The 16,089-nt window shown below is 63.1% G+C and carries 16 protein-coding genes and 1 pseudogene; 12 read left to right on the forward strand and 5 right to left on the reverse strand.

Features of this window, described 5'->3' with window-relative positions:
• Window positions 1-127: 127 nt before the first annotated feature.
• The 7 genes from ACN9MV_RS30995 to ACN9MV_RS31025 are packed head-to-tail and all read left to right on the forward strand — an operon-like array spanning window position 128 to window position 4,007.
• Window positions 128-553, forward strand: coding sequence for a hypothetical protein (locus ACN9MV_RS30995; protein WP_426390727.1), 426 nt, complete (start codon window positions 128-130; stop codon window positions 551-553).
• Window positions 520-1,416: a metallophosphoesterase gene (locus tag ACN9MV_RS31000; protein WP_426390728.1), complete on the forward strand. Its 897-nt coding sequence runs from the start codon at window positions 520-522 to the stop codon at window positions 1,414-1,416. The genes ACN9MV_RS30995 and ACN9MV_RS31000 overlap by 34 nt, the downstream gene beginning before the upstream one ends.
• On the forward strand, window positions 1,413-1,628 hold the full coding sequence (locus ACN9MV_RS31005) for a hypothetical protein (RefSeq protein WP_426390729.1): 216 nt from the start codon (window positions 1,413-1,415) through the stop codon (window positions 1,626-1,628). Before ACN9MV_RS31000 ends, ACN9MV_RS31005 begins: the two co-directional genes overlap by 4 nt.
• Window positions 1,629-1,654: 26 nt before the next feature.
• The gene (locus tag ACN9MV_RS31010) at window positions 1,655-2,161 is read left to right on the forward strand and encodes an HAD domain-containing protein (protein ID WP_426390730.1); all 507 of its coding nucleotides are present in this window, start codon (window positions 1,655-1,657) and stop codon (window positions 2,159-2,161) included.
• Between the two features lie 19 nt (window positions 2,162-2,180).
• Window positions 2,181-3,116 carry a metallophosphoesterase gene (locus tag ACN9MV_RS31015; protein ID WP_426390731.1) on the forward strand — a complete coding sequence of 312 codons (936 nt, stop codon included), beginning with the start codon at window positions 2,181-2,183 and terminating at the stop codon, window positions 3,114-3,116.
• 31 nt (window positions 3,117-3,147) lie between these two features.
• Complete coding sequence (locus ACN9MV_RS31020) at window positions 3,148-3,600, forward strand: HAD domain-containing protein (protein WP_426390732.1); 453 nt, start codon at window positions 3,148-3,150, stop codon at window positions 3,598-3,600.
• The gene (locus ACN9MV_RS31025) at window positions 3,597-4,007 is read left to right on the forward strand and encodes a metallophosphoesterase (RefSeq protein ID WP_426390733.1); all 411 of its coding nucleotides are present in this window, start codon (window positions 3,597-3,599) and stop codon (window positions 4,005-4,007) included. The genes ACN9MV_RS31020 and ACN9MV_RS31025 overlap by 4 nt, the downstream gene beginning before the upstream one ends.
• Window positions 4,008-4,061: 54 nt before the next feature.
• On the opposite strand, the gene ACN9MV_RS31030 is transcribed toward ACN9MV_RS31025, so the two are convergent.
• Both ACN9MV_RS31030 and ACN9MV_RS31035 read right to left on the reverse strand, forming a co-directional pair.
• The gene (locus ACN9MV_RS31030) at window positions 4,062-4,421 is read right to left on the reverse strand and encodes a helix-turn-helix domain-containing protein (protein WP_426390734.1); all 360 of its coding nucleotides are present in this window, start codon (window positions 4,419-4,421) and stop codon (window positions 4,062-4,064) included.
• The gene (locus ACN9MV_RS31035) at window positions 4,414-5,832 is read right to left on the reverse strand and encodes a type II toxin-antitoxin system HipA family toxin (protein WP_426390735.1); all 1,419 of its coding nucleotides are present in this window, start codon (window positions 5,830-5,832) and stop codon (window positions 4,414-4,416) included. The genes ACN9MV_RS31030 and ACN9MV_RS31035 overlap by 8 nt, the downstream gene beginning before the upstream one ends.
• Before the next feature lie 147 nt (window positions 5,833-5,979).
• On the opposite strand from ACN9MV_RS31035, the gene ACN9MV_RS31040 reads away from it, so the two are divergent.
• Both ACN9MV_RS31040 and ACN9MV_RS31045 read left to right on the forward strand, forming a co-directional pair.
• Window positions 5,980-6,603, forward strand: a complete 624-nt coding sequence (locus ACN9MV_RS31040; RefSeq protein ID WP_426390736.1) for a PHP domain-containing protein — start codon at window positions 5,980-5,982, stop codon at window positions 6,601-6,603.
• 280 nt (window positions 6,604-6,883) lie between these two features.
• A pseudogene (locus ACN9MV_RS31045) lies at window positions 6,884-7,015 on the forward strand (IS5/IS1182 family transposase); the annotation flags it as partial.
• A gap of 5 nt (window positions 7,016-7,020) precedes the next feature.
• Here ACN9MV_RS31045 and ACN9MV_RS31050 read toward each other — a convergent pair.
• The 3 genes from ACN9MV_RS31050 to ACN9MV_RS31060 are packed head-to-tail and all read right to left on the reverse strand — an operon-like array spanning window position 7,021 to window position 10,453.
• Complete coding sequence (locus ACN9MV_RS31050) at window positions 7,021-8,016, reverse strand: Bug family tripartite tricarboxylate transporter substrate binding protein (protein WP_426390737.1); 996 nt, start codon at window positions 8,014-8,016, stop codon at window positions 7,021-7,023.
• Window positions 8,017-8,066: 50 nt separating this feature from the next.
• On the reverse strand, window positions 8,067-9,404 hold the full coding sequence (locus ACN9MV_RS31055; RefSeq protein WP_426390738.1) for an MFS transporter: 1,338 nt from the start codon (window positions 9,402-9,404) through the stop codon (window positions 8,067-8,069).
• Window positions 9,401-10,453 (reverse strand): lactonase family protein, encoded by a 1,053-nt coding sequence (locus ACN9MV_RS31060; RefSeq protein WP_426390739.1) that lies wholly within the window; start codon window positions 10,451-10,453, stop codon window positions 9,401-9,403. The genes ACN9MV_RS31055 and ACN9MV_RS31060 overlap by 4 nt, the downstream gene beginning before the upstream one ends.
• 246 nt (window positions 10,454-10,699) lie before the next feature.
• Between ACN9MV_RS31060 and acnA the strand changes: the two genes are divergently transcribed.
• From acnA to ACN9MV_RS31075, 3 genes are read left to right on the forward strand one after another with little or no spacing between them, the layout of a single operon-like run.
• Window positions 10,700-13,348: an aconitate hydratase AcnA gene (gene acnA, locus ACN9MV_RS31065; RefSeq protein ID WP_426390740.1), complete on the forward strand. Its 2,649-nt coding sequence runs from the start codon at window positions 10,700-10,702 to the stop codon at window positions 13,346-13,348.
• A gap of 14 nt (window positions 13,349-13,362) precedes the next feature.
• Window positions 13,363-14,259, forward strand: coding sequence for an FCD domain-containing protein (locus ACN9MV_RS31070; RefSeq protein ID WP_426393214.1), 897 nt, complete (start codon window positions 13,363-13,365; stop codon window positions 14,257-14,259).
• 7 nt (window positions 14,260-14,266) lie between these two features.
• The gene (locus tag ACN9MV_RS31075; protein ID WP_426390741.1) at window positions 14,267-14,998 is read left to right on the forward strand and encodes an ABC transporter substrate-binding protein; all 732 of its coding nucleotides are present in this window, start codon (window positions 14,267-14,269) and stop codon (window positions 14,996-14,998) included.
• Window positions 14,999-16,089 lie beyond the last annotated feature (1,091 nt).

The raw sequence follows: 16,089 nt of genomic DNA on the forward strand, positions 1-16,089 counted from the left end.
ATCCATCAAGTTCTCGACGAAATGGGCCACGCTTGGCACTACCACCACAGGACATCGTCGACTTGTCGTTGAGAGGCAACACTCGTTCACGTTGGTCTCAGGAGACTCGCTCGTGACACTCCCACTCATGGCGATGCTCGCAGTCGCACTGGTTCTCTTCTACTGGGCCTGGATCGCATCGCCTCGTTCGATCCAGACAGGACATGAGCAGTTGCTTCGCGAGCAAGGCCAAGCATTTGGCGCAACCTTCTTCCCGGTCGACCCTCGCCGCATGCTGGGCGATTGGGATGGAACCTGCATCCTGTTCGATCCGGATGCCCGCAAGGCCTGCATCGTCAGCCGCGGAAGGAAAGCCCGGACGGTCGACTTCGAGTACTTCAACACCTGGCAACTCAAGTGGACCGAATATCCCGGAAACCCGGTGTTTCGCTTTCAGCACGTGCACATCCTCTTCGAGACCAGGGACTTCGACCGCCCGACGATCCGCGTCGCCGTGCCCTCCAGGTCCGATGGCGAGGCATGGAACGCCAAGCTCTCGATCCTGATGTCCTGAATGCGCTGCTGAAGAAATGGGCCATCGACGTGAAGCTGCTCATCCTTTCGGACCTGCACCTCGAGTTCGGGATCTTCAACGTCCCGAAGGTCAACTACGACGCAGTGATCCTTGCTGGGGACATCTTCGTCCCCGGTTTCAAGGCCATGCGCTGGGCCCGGCGGGCGGGAAACTTTGGGGAGACAACCCCCATCCTGTTCGTGCCCGGCAACCATGAGTACTACGAAGGTGTCTTCCAGACCTCGCTCAAGGAAATGGCGCTCGCCGCGAGGTCGTGCAACGTGCATCTCCTGGCACCGGGCGAGGCCGTGATCGCCGGCGTCCGCTTTCTGGGCTGCACGCTGTGGACAGACTTCGAACTGCCGATCCAGACCAAGACGGGGTTGCTGGTAGACACCGAACGGGCTACGAAGGCGGCCAAGGTCCGTCTCAACGACTACTCATCGATCCGGTGGGCCGAAGCGCAGGAATCCTCCGACGCACCGGTGGTAGCAGCCAAGTCAAAAAAGCGCCGCCTGGTCCCCGAGGACACACTGGCGCTCCACCAGCGTGACCGCGCCTGGCTGGCCCAGAAACTGGCCGAGCCCTTCGACGGGCCAACGGTGGTTGTGACCCACCACGCCCCGCATCGAAACTCCCTTGCGCGGCACTATCAGTCCGACTGGCTGTCCCCATCTTTTGTGAGCGAGCTCCCAAGCTCTTTCTTCGAGGTGCCTTCGCTTTGGTTCCACGGCCACATCCACGAGAGCTTTGACTATCAAGTGGGCAACTGCCGGGTGGTGTGCAATCCCCGTGGGTACTTGCAGCATGGCCGCGGCCTGGAGAACAAGCAGTTCAGCCCCGAGCTCGTGGTCGAGCTATGAGTGACATCCAGTCATCTACCCACACGATCCAGCAAGTGCTGGCTGCCGCGACTACGGTCTCGGGTGGGGACTTTGAGGCGGCCATCCTCTGGTACAGGAACGAGCCATTCGCGCTGTTTGATTGCAGGACCGCCGAGTCGCTGGTTGCCGAAGGGAGAGCCGCCGATGTGCTCAATCTCCTCGAGTCCTTCCAAGCAGGGTTTGTTGGGTGATGCGGCCCTGCACTTGCCGTCTACCCATGCCAAAAGCGACGTTGACCCATGATGCCGTTGGTCACACGAGTGATTCCAGCGATCTTCTGTTCCTGGATATCGATGGTGTGCTTCATCCTGTCGGCGTGGACTACTCGTTCAGCAGCAGGTTCTTCAGCCATTTGCCGCGGCTGGAAGAGCTTCTTCGAGAGTTCGAGTCTGTCGACGTCGTCATTTCATCGGACTGGCGGCTGGCCGAAGGCATCGAGCAGCTGCAGCGCTACTTCAGTGCTGACATTCGGCACCGGATCATCGGAGCGACGCCGCAAATTGATCCCAATGCGGCCGTCCACCACCGGCGTCAGTTGGAAATCCAGGCCTGGCTCGATGGGAATGGCCGCAGCGACGCGGAATGGGTCGCGCTTGACGATTGGCCCTCGAGCTTCGAAGCGGGCTACGCGCGGCTCGTGCTCACCGATCCCGCGCGGGCATTCGACCAGGACTGCTTCCAGGAGTTGCGCTCGCACTTCCTGCGGTTCGCGGCTGGACGATGAACCGCCGTTGGCATATGAAATGAAACCGCTCATCTCGTCGGACCTCCATGCGCGATCCGAGCGCAACCAGTCGAAGCCCAAGCTGATGTTCTTCGGCGACCCGCACGGCGATCTCGATCCGGTGATTGCCGCGGTCGAGCACTTTCAGCCGGAGGCGATCGTGCTGTTGGGCGACATCCAGGCGCGCCAGCCTCTGCACATCGAGCTTCAGCCGATCCTGGCTCTCACCGAGGTCTGGTTCATCCACGGGAACCATGACACGGACTCCGATGCCGACTGTGACAACCTGTGGGGATCGGAGCTCGCGGACCGCAACCTGCACGGACGCATCGTCGAGATCGCCGGGTACAAGGTCGCAGGCCTGGGCGGCGTCTTCCGCAGCAAGATCTGGGATCCGCGGCGGCCGATCGAGGAGGCGGCGTTCCAGTCGAGCGACGCCATGCGCCGCACCATGAAACGCGAAGAACGGTGGCGCGACGGCATCTCCCGCAAGCACCGGTCTTCCATCTTCCCGGCCGACTACCAGCAACTGCTGCGGAGCCCAGCCGCCGACATCCTAGTGACGCACGAGGCGCCGGCGGCTCACCCGCATGGCTGGCAGGCGATCGACGAGCTCGCTGAGACGCTCGGCGTCCAGCTGTTGGTTCATGGCCACCACCATCAGAACATCGACTATGTCGCGGAGGGCTTGATAACCACCGCGGCGCCGTTTCGCGCCTTCGGGGTCGACATGGGCTCGCACCTGGCATGGCCGCGCGACGAGCCTGGGCCGGGAGGGTCTCTACAAGACGTGCTCGAGCTCGCTACTCAGGTGTTCGGCGCAGCGGCTCAAGCATGGCTGGACAAGCCACACGAATGGCTCGATGGCCAAACGCCAACAGCGTTCGCCGCTGCAGGTGGCTCGGAAAGAGTGCGATCGATGCTCATCGCGATTCAACACGGCGGTGTCGTATGAGGGCCGGTGGATATGGGCTAGGAGATTCAGAGTGATCCTGTTCCTCGACTTCGACGGCGTGCTGCATCCGGAGGGGGAAGATCACATCCTCAACGGCGGCGCCGACTTCTGCTTCCTTCCACGACTGGAGGCACTGCTGCGCGAGTTCCCGCACGTGAAGATCGTGATTAGTTCGTCCTGGCGCGAGCAGCTTCTCTATGAGACTCTGCTGAAGCCGTTCTCCGGCGACATCCGGGCCCGGATCCTCGGCGCCACACCTCATTCAGGCTTCGGCCTCCCTCCACCGTACGGAAAGCGCGAAGGAGAAATCCTCGCCTGGCTCCAAATCCACGATGCGGTCGATGAACCCTGGGTCGCACTCGACGATGCCTATTGGCAGTTCGACCACTGCAAGGAACACCTTGTGGTGTGTGGTTCGTTCACCGGCTTCGACGACAAGGCAAGTGCCGAGCTTCGCTCGCGCTTTGAGGGAGCATCCCAATGAAGGTGCTGGTTCTTTCCGACCTTCACCTCGAGTTCGCCCCCTTCGAGCCGGTACCCGATCTCGAATTCGATGTCGTCATCCTCGCCGGCGATATCCATTCGCCAGCCAAGCGCGCCGTCCAGTGGGCGGTGGATCGCTTTCGTGGCAAGCCGGTGATCTATCTGCTTGGAAACCACGAGTACTACGACGGGCGGTTGGACACGACACTGGCCGAAGCGCGCCGCGAAGCCGAGGGCAGCAATGTCCATCTGCTCGATGGTGACGAACTGGTGATCGACGGAGTGCGATTTCTCGGAGCGACGCTGTGGACCGACTTAGTGCCGTTCGATGCGGCGGAGTTGACCTCTAAGGCGGCGTGCTACTTCAATGGTGGCAAGCTGGTCGAGACGAATATTGAGCCCTGTTGACACCATGCCGTCCACACATGGCCGCGCCAGCTGTCGCAGCGCTCGTTTTCCGGGTCATTGCTCGTCTTTCAGGTTTTGAAGGTGATCAGCGGCTTGCTTCAATGCATGCTCGACGTCTCTCCAGGATTCACGTTGCGAATCCTTCGGGACGAACCCAACCTGCAGGCCGAAGATCCCTGCGACCTTGTTGAGCGTATCGACAGTGGGGTTGGCTTTGTCCGCTTCGATCGCGCGCAAGCTCTGAACGCTCAGCCCACGATGCGTTGCGAACTCCGGCTGAGTCAGCTTGCTCATCCGCCGCATCGCTGCGACGGATTGGCCAACCGGCAATTTCCCTGAGGAGATTGCACGGTATAGGGCATCGCGCAACTCCATCTCGTGTGTTGCGTCGGAACTCTTGCGTCGCTTATCCATGGACATTCTCCGGAGATGCGTTGGCCGCGGCCAGATGCGCCAGCGCTTGCAACTGATCCGCCTGGGTTTCGATCGTTTTTCTGCACGCTTCGATCACCTCCGGTTCGACCTCGCATTCTTTGGCAGTAGCCGGGAGTGCCGCAACAACGTCCGCGAATCGAGTGAGCTCGGCTGCGATCTGCTTCCGTTCGTGATCTGGCATATCCAGGGATTCAACGACTTCTGTCCAGGTACGCTGAACCCTACCTTCGGCGCCGCGCCAGTGGCAGCCGCGAACGATTACTTCGCTGTCCAGGTACATCGGCGCGAAATCGAACACCGGTGTGAGTTGAATAGTGCCATCGGGGAGCCTTTGCACTGCAGTGTTGCGCGCGTGGTTGTCGGTGTTGCGCATGGCCATGTTCAACACGTCACGCTTCATGAATTCGATCGTTTCGGCCAGCGGATTCGTGACCGCGCTGCGCAGGCCTGCAAGAAGGGTCTGCTGGCTCTTCGGAACGCTGAAGCCCCTGATGCCACAGACACTGGCCAGGCTTTCCTGGTGGAGCCGGTGCATCTGGCCGTCGATCACCTGTCTATCGAAGCGCCGTACGAACAAGATTTCGTTGTGCAGATCTGGTTTTGCGAATGTCCGCATCCCGCATCGCTCGGCTACCCGCAGAAATCCTGCCTCATTGCGCAGGACCGCGCGGTCGGCATCGCTCTTCCCACGCGGCAACTTTAGAAGCCAATGTTCGTGCGCTCGGTCGTCGGACAATGCCATGTCGGCGAACCATCGCCCATCACGATCGGTGGTCAGCAAGAACTTTGGCGCAACTCCTTGCACGCCAGTCGTACCTGACGCAAGCATCGCGTGCAGAGAGAGGTGGTCCAGAAACTCCTGGCTTCGCGTGAGCACTTCCTCGAAGTCGAACCCCGTTGCCGTCGCCGGATCCGGGTGTCTCTCTGATTCCTGTCGAAAGAATTCGAGGGCGCTCATGAATCGAAGGCATCCGATCGGGTTGAAGGCGCCGGCCATCACCAGCGGCATGTTCAAGTTGTCACCGTCGGTGAGGCCGAGTCGTTCCAGCAAGTACTTGCGGCCCTTCCCTTGGGGAACTAGGTCGTAGAGAAACGCTGGCGGTCGTCGGTCGGCCTCCGTTCCTGTTGGACCCTCAATGAACCTGTCAGGTTCGATCCCAATGGGCAGGCCGACCGCGATGGGGCGAGGATCGTCACTGAAGACGTATTCAGGCAGGTACTCGAAACGGCACCGGTCTTCCCCAAGGGCCTGGAGCGTGGCCGCAGGAAGCCAGCGGCCGCGATCGTAGATCTCGACGGTCGTAGCAGGTTGAGTTTGAGTGGTTGCGGTAGGAGCGCGTTTCCTTGCCATATTGGTCATTATGATAGGTAAATTTGCCAAATCGTTCAAGGTAAATTATCTATTCTATTGGATAAATAAAAACTCTGAGACCATGCCGAACGAGTGGTTCAAAATACTGTGAGAAAACACAGTGAATGACAAGCCGAGCCACCACCCTACGCCGAGCTTCACTGCCGCTCGGCCTTCACCTTTCTCGTGGGCGCCTCGCAGCCCGAGGAACTGGTGGAGCGCGCGGCCGCCAAGCTCTACTCGGCCTTGGCGCTCACGGACGAGGCCTCGGTGGCCGGGGTCGTCCGTGCGCACCTGCATGCCCGTGAGAACGGCCTGCACTTCATTTGCGGCTCCGAGCTTCTGCTGACGACCGAGCGTGGCCATGTCCATGCGCGGGTGGTGTTGCTGGCGCCGAACAAGCAGGGGTGGGGCAACCTGTGCGAATGCATCGCGCTCGCGCGCCGGCGGGCCTCCGTGCAAAAGCCCAGCGCGCTACAGGCAGATGACGCGGATGTGGCGCCGTTCAACGTTGCGCTTTTTCCGAGGGCTTCCCGCGTGGAAGGGGCGCAAGACTCGCCGGTCGGAATCGTATCGCTGTGGGAATATGACGAGGATCAACCCGGCCACCGCTACATCGTGCCTGAACTCCATGTTCCTTCGAAGCCTGCAGACGACGGCGTCGGCATCTGGTCGCGGCCGAGCCACGAGGCGCCTCGGTGGAAACTAGGACTAAGGGTCGACCTGCCAAGCGTCCATGTGCGACAGGTGCACGGGGTTTCAATTGCCACGGGCCAAGCATGGCCGTTGTTGATCCGCAAGTCGCTGTAAGGCGCGCGACGGGGCAACGTGCATTTCCATGTGCACTCGCGCAAGCCGCTGCGGGACGTGATGACCGCGACGCGATTGAGCAAGCCGCTGACTGGGCGCAGCCTCACACAGCCCGGCGCGGAACGCGATCTGCGCTCGAGGCTGCGGCTCGCGCAGACCTATGCTCCCACCCCCTAGCCGAAACGCTCCAGGTTGCTGACATGCACTGCGTGTATTCCCTCGAACATCTTCGTCCCGCCGAAAGCTTAGTCTCCGGCTTGACGACGACGGGTGATTACTGCGGCACCTGCTGGAGGCCAACGATCTGGCCGAGGACATCTTCAAGCGAGTCAACGCGCACCTTGCCAGGAAGGGTCTGCTGCTGAAGAGGGGCTCCACCGTCGACGCCACGATCATCTCGGCGCCCAGTTCACTCCACTATTCGATCTTGATGTCGCGTTCCTTAACCAGTTTGGACCACTTCGCGCTCTCACTGTCGATGAACTCCGCGAACTCTTTCGAAGAGCCGCCGCCAAGCTCATTGCTTTGCGAGACAATGCGCCCCTTCACGTCAGGATGATCGATTGCCTTCACGAAGGCGGCGTGCAACTGCGCCACGATGGCCGGCGGCGTGCCCTTCGGCGCCACGTAGCCCATCCAGTTCGACACCAGCACCTGCGGGTAGCCTGCCTCGGCAAAGGTCGGAACGTCAGGCATGGTCGAGAGCCGCTTCGCTGACGTCACCGCGATAGGACGGATTTTGCCGGCCTGAATCGACGGAATCGCGGCACCGGTCTGCTCGAACATCAGGTCGACCTGACCGGCCAGCAACGCCGTGGAGGCCGGACCGCCGCCCTTAAACGGCACGCCCACCATGTCGATGCTCGCGGCGCTTTCGAAGAGTTCGGCCGACAGGTGGTGTGCGCCGCCGGGGCCGGCGTTGGCGATGTTCAGGCTGCCGGGCTTGGCCTTCGCCGCCGTTACCACGTCCTTCACGGTCTTGTAGGGTTTGTCGACAGGCGCGGTCAGCACCAGCGGGCTCTTCTCCAGCAGCACGATCGGCACAAAGCTCTTCGGATCGTAGTTCACCTTCGGGTAGATCGACGGGTTTACCGCCAGCGGGCCAAAGCTGCCCATGCCGATGGTGTAGCCGTCCGGTGCCGCGCGCGAGACTATCTCGATGCCGATGTTGCCGCTCGCGCCCGGCCGGTTGTCGATGATCACGGGCTTGCCAAGAATAGCGGCCATCTGCAGCGCGACCAGGCGCGTCTTGACGTCGGTGTTCCCGCCCGCGGCGAAGGGAACGATGATGGTGATGGCCTTGGTCGGATAGTCGCCGGCCGCAGCCTGTGCATGGGCGCCGGAGTGCAGGCTGGCACCCAGCGCGAGCGATGCCACCGCGCCGGTGAAGATTCGGTTGAATGGGAATTGCATTTTTGTCTCCTTGTGAATGAACTTCGAAATCGTTCTAGCGATCGGTGTGCTCAGCTGCTGACCGTTCCCGCTGCGGCGTCCTCGGTCCGGTTGGCATAGGACAGCCGCATGAAAATCGTCATGAGGAACGCGACGACGAGCAGCGCGCTCAGGAAGATCAGGCCCGTCGTGGCGGTGCGGCCCGTGCCCTTGATGAGCCCGATGGCATAGGGCCCGACGAAGCCGCCGAGGTTGCCAATCGAGTTGATGACCGCGATCGAGATCGCCGCCGTCGAGCGGCTCAGGAACAGCGTAGGCAGTGCCCAGAACGGCGACTTGAACGCATACAGGCCGGCCAGCGCCACGCTGATGAGCGCCACGGCAGCAAACGGATTGCCGACCAGACCCGCGCCGGTGAGCGCGGCTGCGGCCACGGCCAGCGGAAGGGCCGAATGCAGCTTGCGTTCGTTGCGGCGGTCGGAGCTGCGCGACCACGCCACCATGGCGATGGTGGCAACGATGTACGGCGCCATCGCGATGAAGCCGATCTGCGTGTGGCTCAGCTTGTCGGAGAAGCCCTTGATGATCTGCGGCATCCAGTAGCCCACGCCCAGACTACCGCACTGATAGACGAAATAGATGAACGACAGGTAGAGCACCTTGCCATTGCCGATCGCCTGCATCACCGACAGGTGCTTGACGTTCTTCTTCGACTGGCGGTCGCGCTCCAGTTCGGCCAGCAGCCATTCCTTCTCTTCGGACGTGAGCCACTTCGCCTGGTCGGGCCGATCGGTCAGGCGCAGGAAGCACACCACGCCGAAGATCACCGCGGGAATGCCTTCGAGGAACAGCATCCAGCGCCAGCCGCTCCAGCCGAACCACTGGATGTGGTCCATGATCAGCGTGCTGAGCGGCGCGCCGATGATGTACGACACCGGAATGGCTGCGGTGAACAGCGCCACCGTGGTCGCGAGCTCCTTGGAGCGGAACCAGTACGTCAGGTACACGATGATCCCGGGGAAGAAGCCGGCTTCTGCCACGCCCAGCAGGAAGCGAAGAACGTAGAGCTGGGTTGCGTTCTGCACGAAGGCCGACAGGGCGGCCAGCAGGCCCCAGCTGATCAGGATGCGAGCGATCCACACGCGCGCGCCGTACTTGTTGAGCATCACGTTGCTCGGCACCTCGAAGAGGAAATAGCCGATGAAGAAGATGCCGGAAATAAAACCGAAGGCCTCACTGCTCAAGGCCAGTTCGGCATTCATCTGCAGCGCCGCATAGCCGATGTTCGCGCGGTCGAGGTACGAGATGATGTAGAGCAGGAAGACGAAGGGAATGATGCGCAGCGTGATCTTGCGCACCGTCGCCTTCTCCTGGGCCGGCGTGAACGCAACGGGCGTCGCGGCGCTCATGACGAGAACACCATGCAGACCGGGCTGCCCGTGCGCACGGAGGCGCCTGTGGGAGCCAGCGTTCCGGCTGCCGGATCGACGGCCAGGGTGACGATCGAATCGCTGTCTTCGTTCAGCGCGAACATGAAACGCCCGTCGGGTGTCGTCGTCATGAAGCGCGGTGTCTTGCCCTGTGTCGGCTGTGCGCCGATGAACTTCAGCGCGCCGGTGGCCGGGTCGATGCTGAACACCGCGATGCTGTCGAAGCCGCGGTTCGACGCGTACACGAAGCGCCCGTGCGCATCGACCTGGATTTCCGAGGCGCGGCTGTTGCCGGTGAAGCTCTCGGGCAGCGACGACACGATCTGAAAGGGCTGCAGCGCGCCGGTGGCGGGCGCCAAGCGGTAGGCTGTGACGGTGGAGTCCAGCTCGTTGACGACGTATGCCAGAGGTGCGGCGGGATGAAACGCGATGTGGCGCGGACCGGCGGTCTCGCGCGTGGCCACGAACGGCACTTCCGCCGGCGTCAGCTTGCCTTGGTCGAAGCGGAAGCTGAAGACGCGGTCGAGCCCTTTGTCGGGAACGATCACGAAGCGCCCGCTCGGGTCGAAGGGGTTGAAGTGCGGCTTGGCCTGCTTCTGCTCCACGCGGTGCGGACCGATCGGGCCCTCGAGCTTCACCAGCTGGCTGAGCTCGCCGAGCGAACCTTCCTCGCGCACCGGCAGCACCGCCAGGCTCGCGCCGATATGGTTGGACACGACCATGAAGCGACCGCTCGGGTCGAGTGCGAGGTGCACCGGGTTCTTGCCCTGCGTGCTCTGGCGGTTCAGGAACCTGAGGAGGCCGGTGCGGCGGTCGACCTTGAAGGCGCTGACCTCGCTCTCGTCGCCGTGCACCGTGTAGAGGAATTCGCCGTCGCGGCTCAGCGCGAGGAACGAGGGGTTGACGAGGTTGCCGACCACGGCGACGGACGCGAGCGTGCCGCGCTCGGTGTCGACTTTGAAGATGCTGATGCCGTCGCCGCGCGCGTTTCGCTCGCGGGTGGTCCGGCTTCCGACGTAGGCGTACATGGGTGTTCCTGGGTTGTGGGCGGAGGGTCCGGCGCTGCCGGGACGGGGGCTGGCGCACCCGGCGAGCGGGCCGAGCAAGGCCGCGCCGCCGAGGGCTGCGCCTTGCGCCATCAGCCGCCGGCGGCCCGCATCTGCGGGAAAAGCGCGGGAGAACAGGGGGCGTTCGAGGGTCAAGGGAGCTTTCGGGCGGGTCTGAGGGTTTGCACTTAATTGCATTTTATGAATGACAAATGCAAAATCAAACCTATGGAAAACACTGAGACGACCGCGATCCGCCAGATCAGCGTCGGAAATCGCTCGCTATGCGCGGTCGATCTGCCGGCCCTGTGCGGTGCGCGACTGCATGACATGCCCGTGGTCTTGCGGCTGCTGACGGAGAACGTCGCGCGCAACATGGAAGGCACGGAAAGAGACGCAGCCCTGGCCGCCTTGCTCGCCTGGACCGACACCGGCACCAGCGAGGCCGAGATCGCCTACCAGCCGGGCCGCGTTCTGATGCACGACACCACCAGCACGCCCGCGCTGGTCGACCTGGCCGCCATGCGCGACACGCTCGCGGAAGCGGGCGTCGACCCGGCTGTGCTGAACGCCAGCCTGCCGGTGGACGTGTCGGTGGACCACTCGCTGGCGGTAGAGGCCTTCGCGCGCGGCGATGCACCCGCGCTGAACATGGCGCTCGAGATCCGCCGAAATGGCGAGCGTTATTCGTTCCTGCGCTGGGCCTCGAAGGTGCTGCGCGGCGTGCGCATCAATCCGCCGGGCACGGGGATCATGCACACCATCAACCTGGAGCAGCTCGCCACGGTGGTGACGACCGAGGAGCGCGACGGCACCACCTGGGTGGTGCCCGACATGATGATTGGCACCGACAGCCACACGCCGATGGTGAACGGCATCGGCGTGCTGGGCTGGGGCGTGGGCGGACTGGAGGCGCAGACCGTGATGTTCGGCATGCCGACGATGCTGCGCATCCCCGACGTGATCGGCGTGCGGCTCACGGGCGCGCTGCGCGCGGGGGTGACGGCCACCGACCTGGCGCTGACCGTGACGCAGCGACTGCGCGCCATCGGCGTATCGGGCGAGTTCGTCGAGTTCTTCGGCCCGGGCGTGTCGACGCTCGGCGCGGGCGAGCGCAGCGTGGTCGCCAACATGGCGCCCGAATACGGCGCGACGACCGGCTTCTTCCCGGTCGACCAGCACACCGTGGACTACCTGCTTTCCACCGGCCGAACCGCGGCGCATGCGGCCATGGTCGCGGCCTACACGCAGGCCACCGGCCTGTGGTTCGACCCGTCGGCGCAGCCACGCTACACCCGCAGCATCGACATCGCGCTGGACGCAATTGGCATGCACATCGCAGGGCCGCGCCGGCCGCAGGACCTGCTGGCGTTTTACGACGCCGCCTCGACGCTGGCGGCGCTGAACTTCCAGCCGAAGGCGGCGCACGCCACCATGCCTCGACATCCCGTGGCGGTGGCGGCCATCACAAGCTGCACCAACACCTCGGACCCGCGCCTGCTGGTGACGGCAGGCCTGGTGGCGCGCAAGGCGCGCGCCTTCGGGCTGAGGGCGCCTGCCTGGGTCAAGACTTCGACCGCGCCCGGTTCGCCGGCGGCCGCTGTCTACCTGGAGCGCGCAGGCCTCACCGCCGACCTGGCGGCCGTCGGCTTCGACATCGTGGGTTTCGGCTGCACCACATGCATCGGAAACTCCGGGCCGCTGCCCCAGGTCATTCAGGAGGCGCTGGCCGCGGGCACCATCCATCCTGTTGCGGCGCTGTCCGGCAACCGCAACTTTCCGGGCCGCGTCCATCCTGATCTGGACCTCGGCTTCCTCATGTCGCCACCGCTGGTCATCGTGTTCGGCTTGGCCGGCGATGCCGAGCGCGACTTCAGCGTCGACCCGGTGCAGATCACCGGAGACGGCACGCCGGTCTATCTCAAGGACCTGTGGCCTTCGCGCGAGGAAGTCGACCAGGCGCTGCGGCAATCGCAGGACCCGGCCGACTACCAACGCGCCTTCGCCTTGGCCAGCGCGAACCCGCTGTGGCACGACCTTGATGCTCCCGAATCCGCGTTGTATCCGTGGGACCCGAAATCAACCGCGCTGCGCCGCCCACCGTTCGCGGCGGCCACCGAAGGCAGCCTGCTCGGCGCCTACACTGCCCACGCGTTGCTGGTGGTCGGCGACGACATCACGACCGACCACATCTCCCCAGCCAGCGCGATCCCCCAGGATAGCCTGGTGGCCGACTTCCTGGTGGCGCGCGGTGACGACCGGAACGACCTCAACGTCTTCGCCTCGCGCCGCGGCAATTGGGAAGTGATGGTGCGCGCCGCCTTCCACAGCAAGACGCTGAAGAACCTGCTGGCCCCCGGTGCGCCCGTGGCGCACACCGTGCACGTGCCCAGCGGCGAGCTCGTGTCGCTGGTCGAGGCGGCGCGGCGCTACAAGGAGTCCGGCGAATCGGTGGTGCTGGTCGCCGGCGAACGCTACGGCACGGGCTCATCGCGCGACTGGGCCGCCAAGGGCCAGCGCCTGCTGGGCATCCGTGCCGTGCTGGCCAACAGCTTCGAGCGCATCCACCGCTCCAACCTCGTCGGCATGGGCGTGCTGCCGCTGCGCATGCCGGCGGGCATGACGCCGTTCACGCTGGACCTGCAGCCCGGCGACCGCATCGAGGTCGACGCCCGGGCGGCACACATCGCCCCGCGCGGGCCGGTCAGCGTGTCGATCTGCCGCCGCGATGGCCGCATCGAGAGCTTCAAGGCGACCGCCGCCGTCGAGACGCAACTGGAGGTCTCGCTGCTGCGCGCAGGCGGAGTGATTCCCTCGACGCTGCACAAGATGATGACGGCGCATGCACCCCAACGCTTGGTGGCCGAGGCAAAGTGATGAAAATCGTGGTCATGCGGCCCGAACAATCCATTACCACTCAGATCCTTGGCCTGATTCAAGCCGACGACATGAAGGCCGGGGCCCACATGCGAGCCCAACCACTGGCAGACCGCCTGCGAGTTTCCCGCTCGCCTGTGAACGATGCCCTGTCGTTCCTTGCGGAGAAGGGGGTGCTGGTGCGCCAGCCCAACCGCGGCTACTTTCTTGTCGAACCGTTGAGCGAGTCGGTCGAGGCCACGGCGCGTCGGCTTGGGCTGGAAGACTCCGACACCGTCACAGAGGTCTATTTCCGTATCGCGGACGACAGATTGAGCGGTGAATTGCCGGGCGAGTTCACCGAGGTGATGCTCAAGCAGCGCTACGGCCTCACGCCCGCGCAGCTCAATGCGGTACTGGCGCGCATCGCCAGTGAGGGCTGGGCCGAGAAGAAACCCGGCTACGGCTGGGAGTTCTCGTCGATGCTGACCACGGCGGACAGCTTGCTGCAGTCGTACCGGCTGCGCCTTGCGCTGGAGCCGGCCGCGCTGCTCGAACCGGGTTATCACCTGGCACCCAGCGTGATCGCGCGCTGCCGCGCCGCGGAACAGCACTTGCTCGACGGCGGGATTGAAACCGACACAGCCGACCAGATGCACGACCGCGGCGTGCGTTTCCACGAATCGATCGTCGAAGGTTCCGGCAACGCTTTCTTCATCGACACCATCCGGCGCGTCAACCGAGTGCGACGGCTGCTTTCTTACAGGTCGATGAAGGATCGCAGCCGCTACAAGGAACACTGCCATCAGCACCTGCAACTGCTGGACCTCATCGAGCGCGGCCACAACGACGATGCGTCGAAGGCCATGCATGAACACCTGTCGAGCACGCTTCGGAATCTCAAGAAGATCACTGGCATCCTGAAGAACTGAATTCATCATGTCCCCCGAAATCGTCAAGAACTTTGCACCCTCGGGCGTCCTGCGCGCATCGATCAATCTGGGAAATCCGATCCTGGCTAACAAGGATGCCTCTGGCGCGCCTGTTGGCGTGTCGATCGATCTCGCCAGGGCTTTCGGCGAGCGGCTAGGGGTGCCAGTCGAGCTGGTGGTGTTCGACGCGGCAGGCAAATCAGTGGAGGCGGTTGTCGCAGAGCGCGCCGACATCGGCTTCTTTGCGATAGACCCCGTCCGAGGGGCCGACATCGCGTTCACCGCGGCCTATGTATTGATCGAAGGCAGTTACCTCGTTCGCGATGGCTCGCCGCTGAAGCGAAACGAGGAGGTCGATCAACAGGGCGTCTCGGTGACTGTGGGCAAGGGAAGTGCCTATGACCTTTACCTGACACGCGAGCTGAAGCACGCCCATATCGTTCGTGCGCCGACCTCGCCGAGCGTTGTTGAGACATTCCTTGCTCAACAGCTCGATGTCGCGGCCGGCGTGAAACAGCAACTCGAAGCAGATCAGAAGAGGCATGCCGGCCTTCGGCTGCTGCCCGGGCGCTTCATGGTGATCCAGCAGGCAATGGGAACACCGAAATCCCGGGGGCAAGCAGCAGCGGCAGCACTTGAGGCATTCGTCGAAGAAATTAAAGCGAGCGGCTTTGTGGCCGATGCGTTATCACGTCACCGAATTCAAGGGGCGTCTGTGGCTCCAGTCACAACTCAGTAGCCTCGACTCGGCGCAGCCATACACCGACCCTGGATCACAACCAACGAGCTTCTGCCGGGAGTTGTTCCGACCGTCCAAGGCTGATTGCGGCTTTCTCGCGTGCAGTCCAGTATGCTGATATCGGGGAGTGCGGTGTGACTCCAGTGCCGTCGTCGACGTCAATGACTGGATGCCCGTCCAAGCGATTCGGCAATAGCGATGAGACATCCCGTGCCACCGAACAGGTAGGAATAGGACGTGAACTCGATGACCGCAGAATCGTCGTCCGATCGCCTAACCTCCTGCAATTCCCATTCGTTGTTTCTCACAGCATCGACCATGGAGCCGAAGTCACATCGAGTCGAGAGAAGAAGATGTTGCTTCGAGTAACGGGTACCGAACCACTCAGGCTCCCACTGCTTTCGCTCCTCAACCGTCGGCCATCAGAAGTACGTGCGTATTCCGGTCTATATTGATCACCCCGTCCGATCGACTTGGACATCGATTCCAGGCCTACTTGGTTATTGGAGGAACTGCGAGCCATGCCGAATGTGCGTCTGCACCGGCCCGCCATTCTCCATGGCGTGCTCAAGACGTTGCGGGAAGCCTCGTCGGGAACCATCCCGCTTACGGATATCGCCAGGCGAGTCCAGGAAGAAAACCGTGGTGTGAAGCCTCGGGTCCTAGTTGCGAAGCCAATCTAACGATGGCCCGCCTTCCGCATATATGCGGCGTTCCGTTACTTCCGGGAAAACTCGGTACCCCTTTTGTACCCCCCACCCGGAGCTCGTCTTCTAGCGTTGCTCTTATTCGTCATGTTCGAGCGGTTCGGGCGTGCTGAAGAGCACGGGCGCGACTCGGAAAGACACGTGCGGGATGAGCGTCAGCTGACCGATGCCTCCACCGCCTTCACCCGATCCTCTCGGTCAGGGATCGTTGCGACGCTGATCGAGAACTCGCGCAAATGAGCTCTGCGCCATCGCGAGCGATGGAGGCAGGTTTCACCGGATCTCTGATTTCGCGTGATCCCCTTGCGACTAAGGAGCCAGTCGCCGCATCCGGCCCCATAAGGAAGCGGGACCGGTGAGCGGCCGCCATCACTCCCCAGTGGC

The organism is Variovorax sp. R-27 (assembly GCF_049913215.1).
Classification (GTDB): Bacteria; Pseudomonadota; Gammaproteobacteria; order Burkholderiales; family Burkholderiaceae_C; genus Variovorax.

Bases quoted from the DNA above. Each gene is read 5' to 3' on its own strand.
- ACN9MV_RS30995 (WP_426390727.1), top strand. From the start codon at position 128: ATGGCGATGCTCGCAGTCGCACTGGTTCTCTTCTACTGGGCCTGGATC.
- ACN9MV_RS31000 (WP_426390728.1), top strand. From the start codon at position 520: ATGGAACGCCAAGCTCTCGATCCTGATGTCCTGAATGCGCTGCTGAAG.
- ACN9MV_RS31005 (WP_426390729.1), top strand. From the start codon at position 1,413: ATGAGTGACATCCAGTCATCTACCCACACGATCCAGCAAGTGCTGGCT.
- ACN9MV_RS31010 (WP_426390730.1), top strand. From the start codon at position 1,655: ATGCCAAAAGCGACGTTGACCCATGATGCCGTTGGTCACACGAGTGAT.
- ACN9MV_RS31015 (WP_426390731.1), top strand. From the start codon at position 2,181: ATGAAACCGCTCATCTCGTCGGACCTCCATGCGCGATCCGAGCGCAAC.
- ACN9MV_RS31025 (WP_426390733.1), top strand. From the start codon at position 3,597: ATGAAGGTGCTGGTTCTTTCCGACCTTCACCTCGAGTTCGCCCCCTTC.
- ACN9MV_RS31030 (WP_426390734.1), bottom strand. From the start codon at position 4,421: ATGGATAAGCGACGCAAGAGTTCCGACGCAACACACGAGATGGAGTTG.
- ACN9MV_RS31050 (WP_426390737.1), bottom strand. From the start codon at position 8,016: ATGCAATTCCCATTCAACCGAATCTTCACCGGCGCGGTGGCATCGCTC.
- ACN9MV_RS31055 (WP_426390738.1), bottom strand. From the start codon at position 9,404: ATGAGCGCCGCGACGCCCGTTGCGTTCACGCCGGCCCAGGAGAAGGCG.
- ACN9MV_RS31060 (WP_426390739.1), bottom strand. From the start codon at position 10,453: ATGTACGCCTACGTCGGAAGCCGGACCACCCGCGAGCGAAACGCGCGC.
- acnA (WP_426390740.1), top strand. From the start codon at position 10,700: ATGGAAAACACTGAGACGACCGCGATCCGCCAGATCAGCGTCGGAAAT.
- ACN9MV_RS31070 (WP_426393214.1), top strand. From the start codon at position 13,363: ATGCGGCCCGAACAATCCATTACCACTCAGATCCTTGGCCTGATTCAA.
- ACN9MV_RS31075 (WP_426390741.1), top strand. From the start codon at position 14,267: ATGTCCCCCGAAATCGTCAAGAACTTTGCACCCTCGGGCGTCCTGCGC.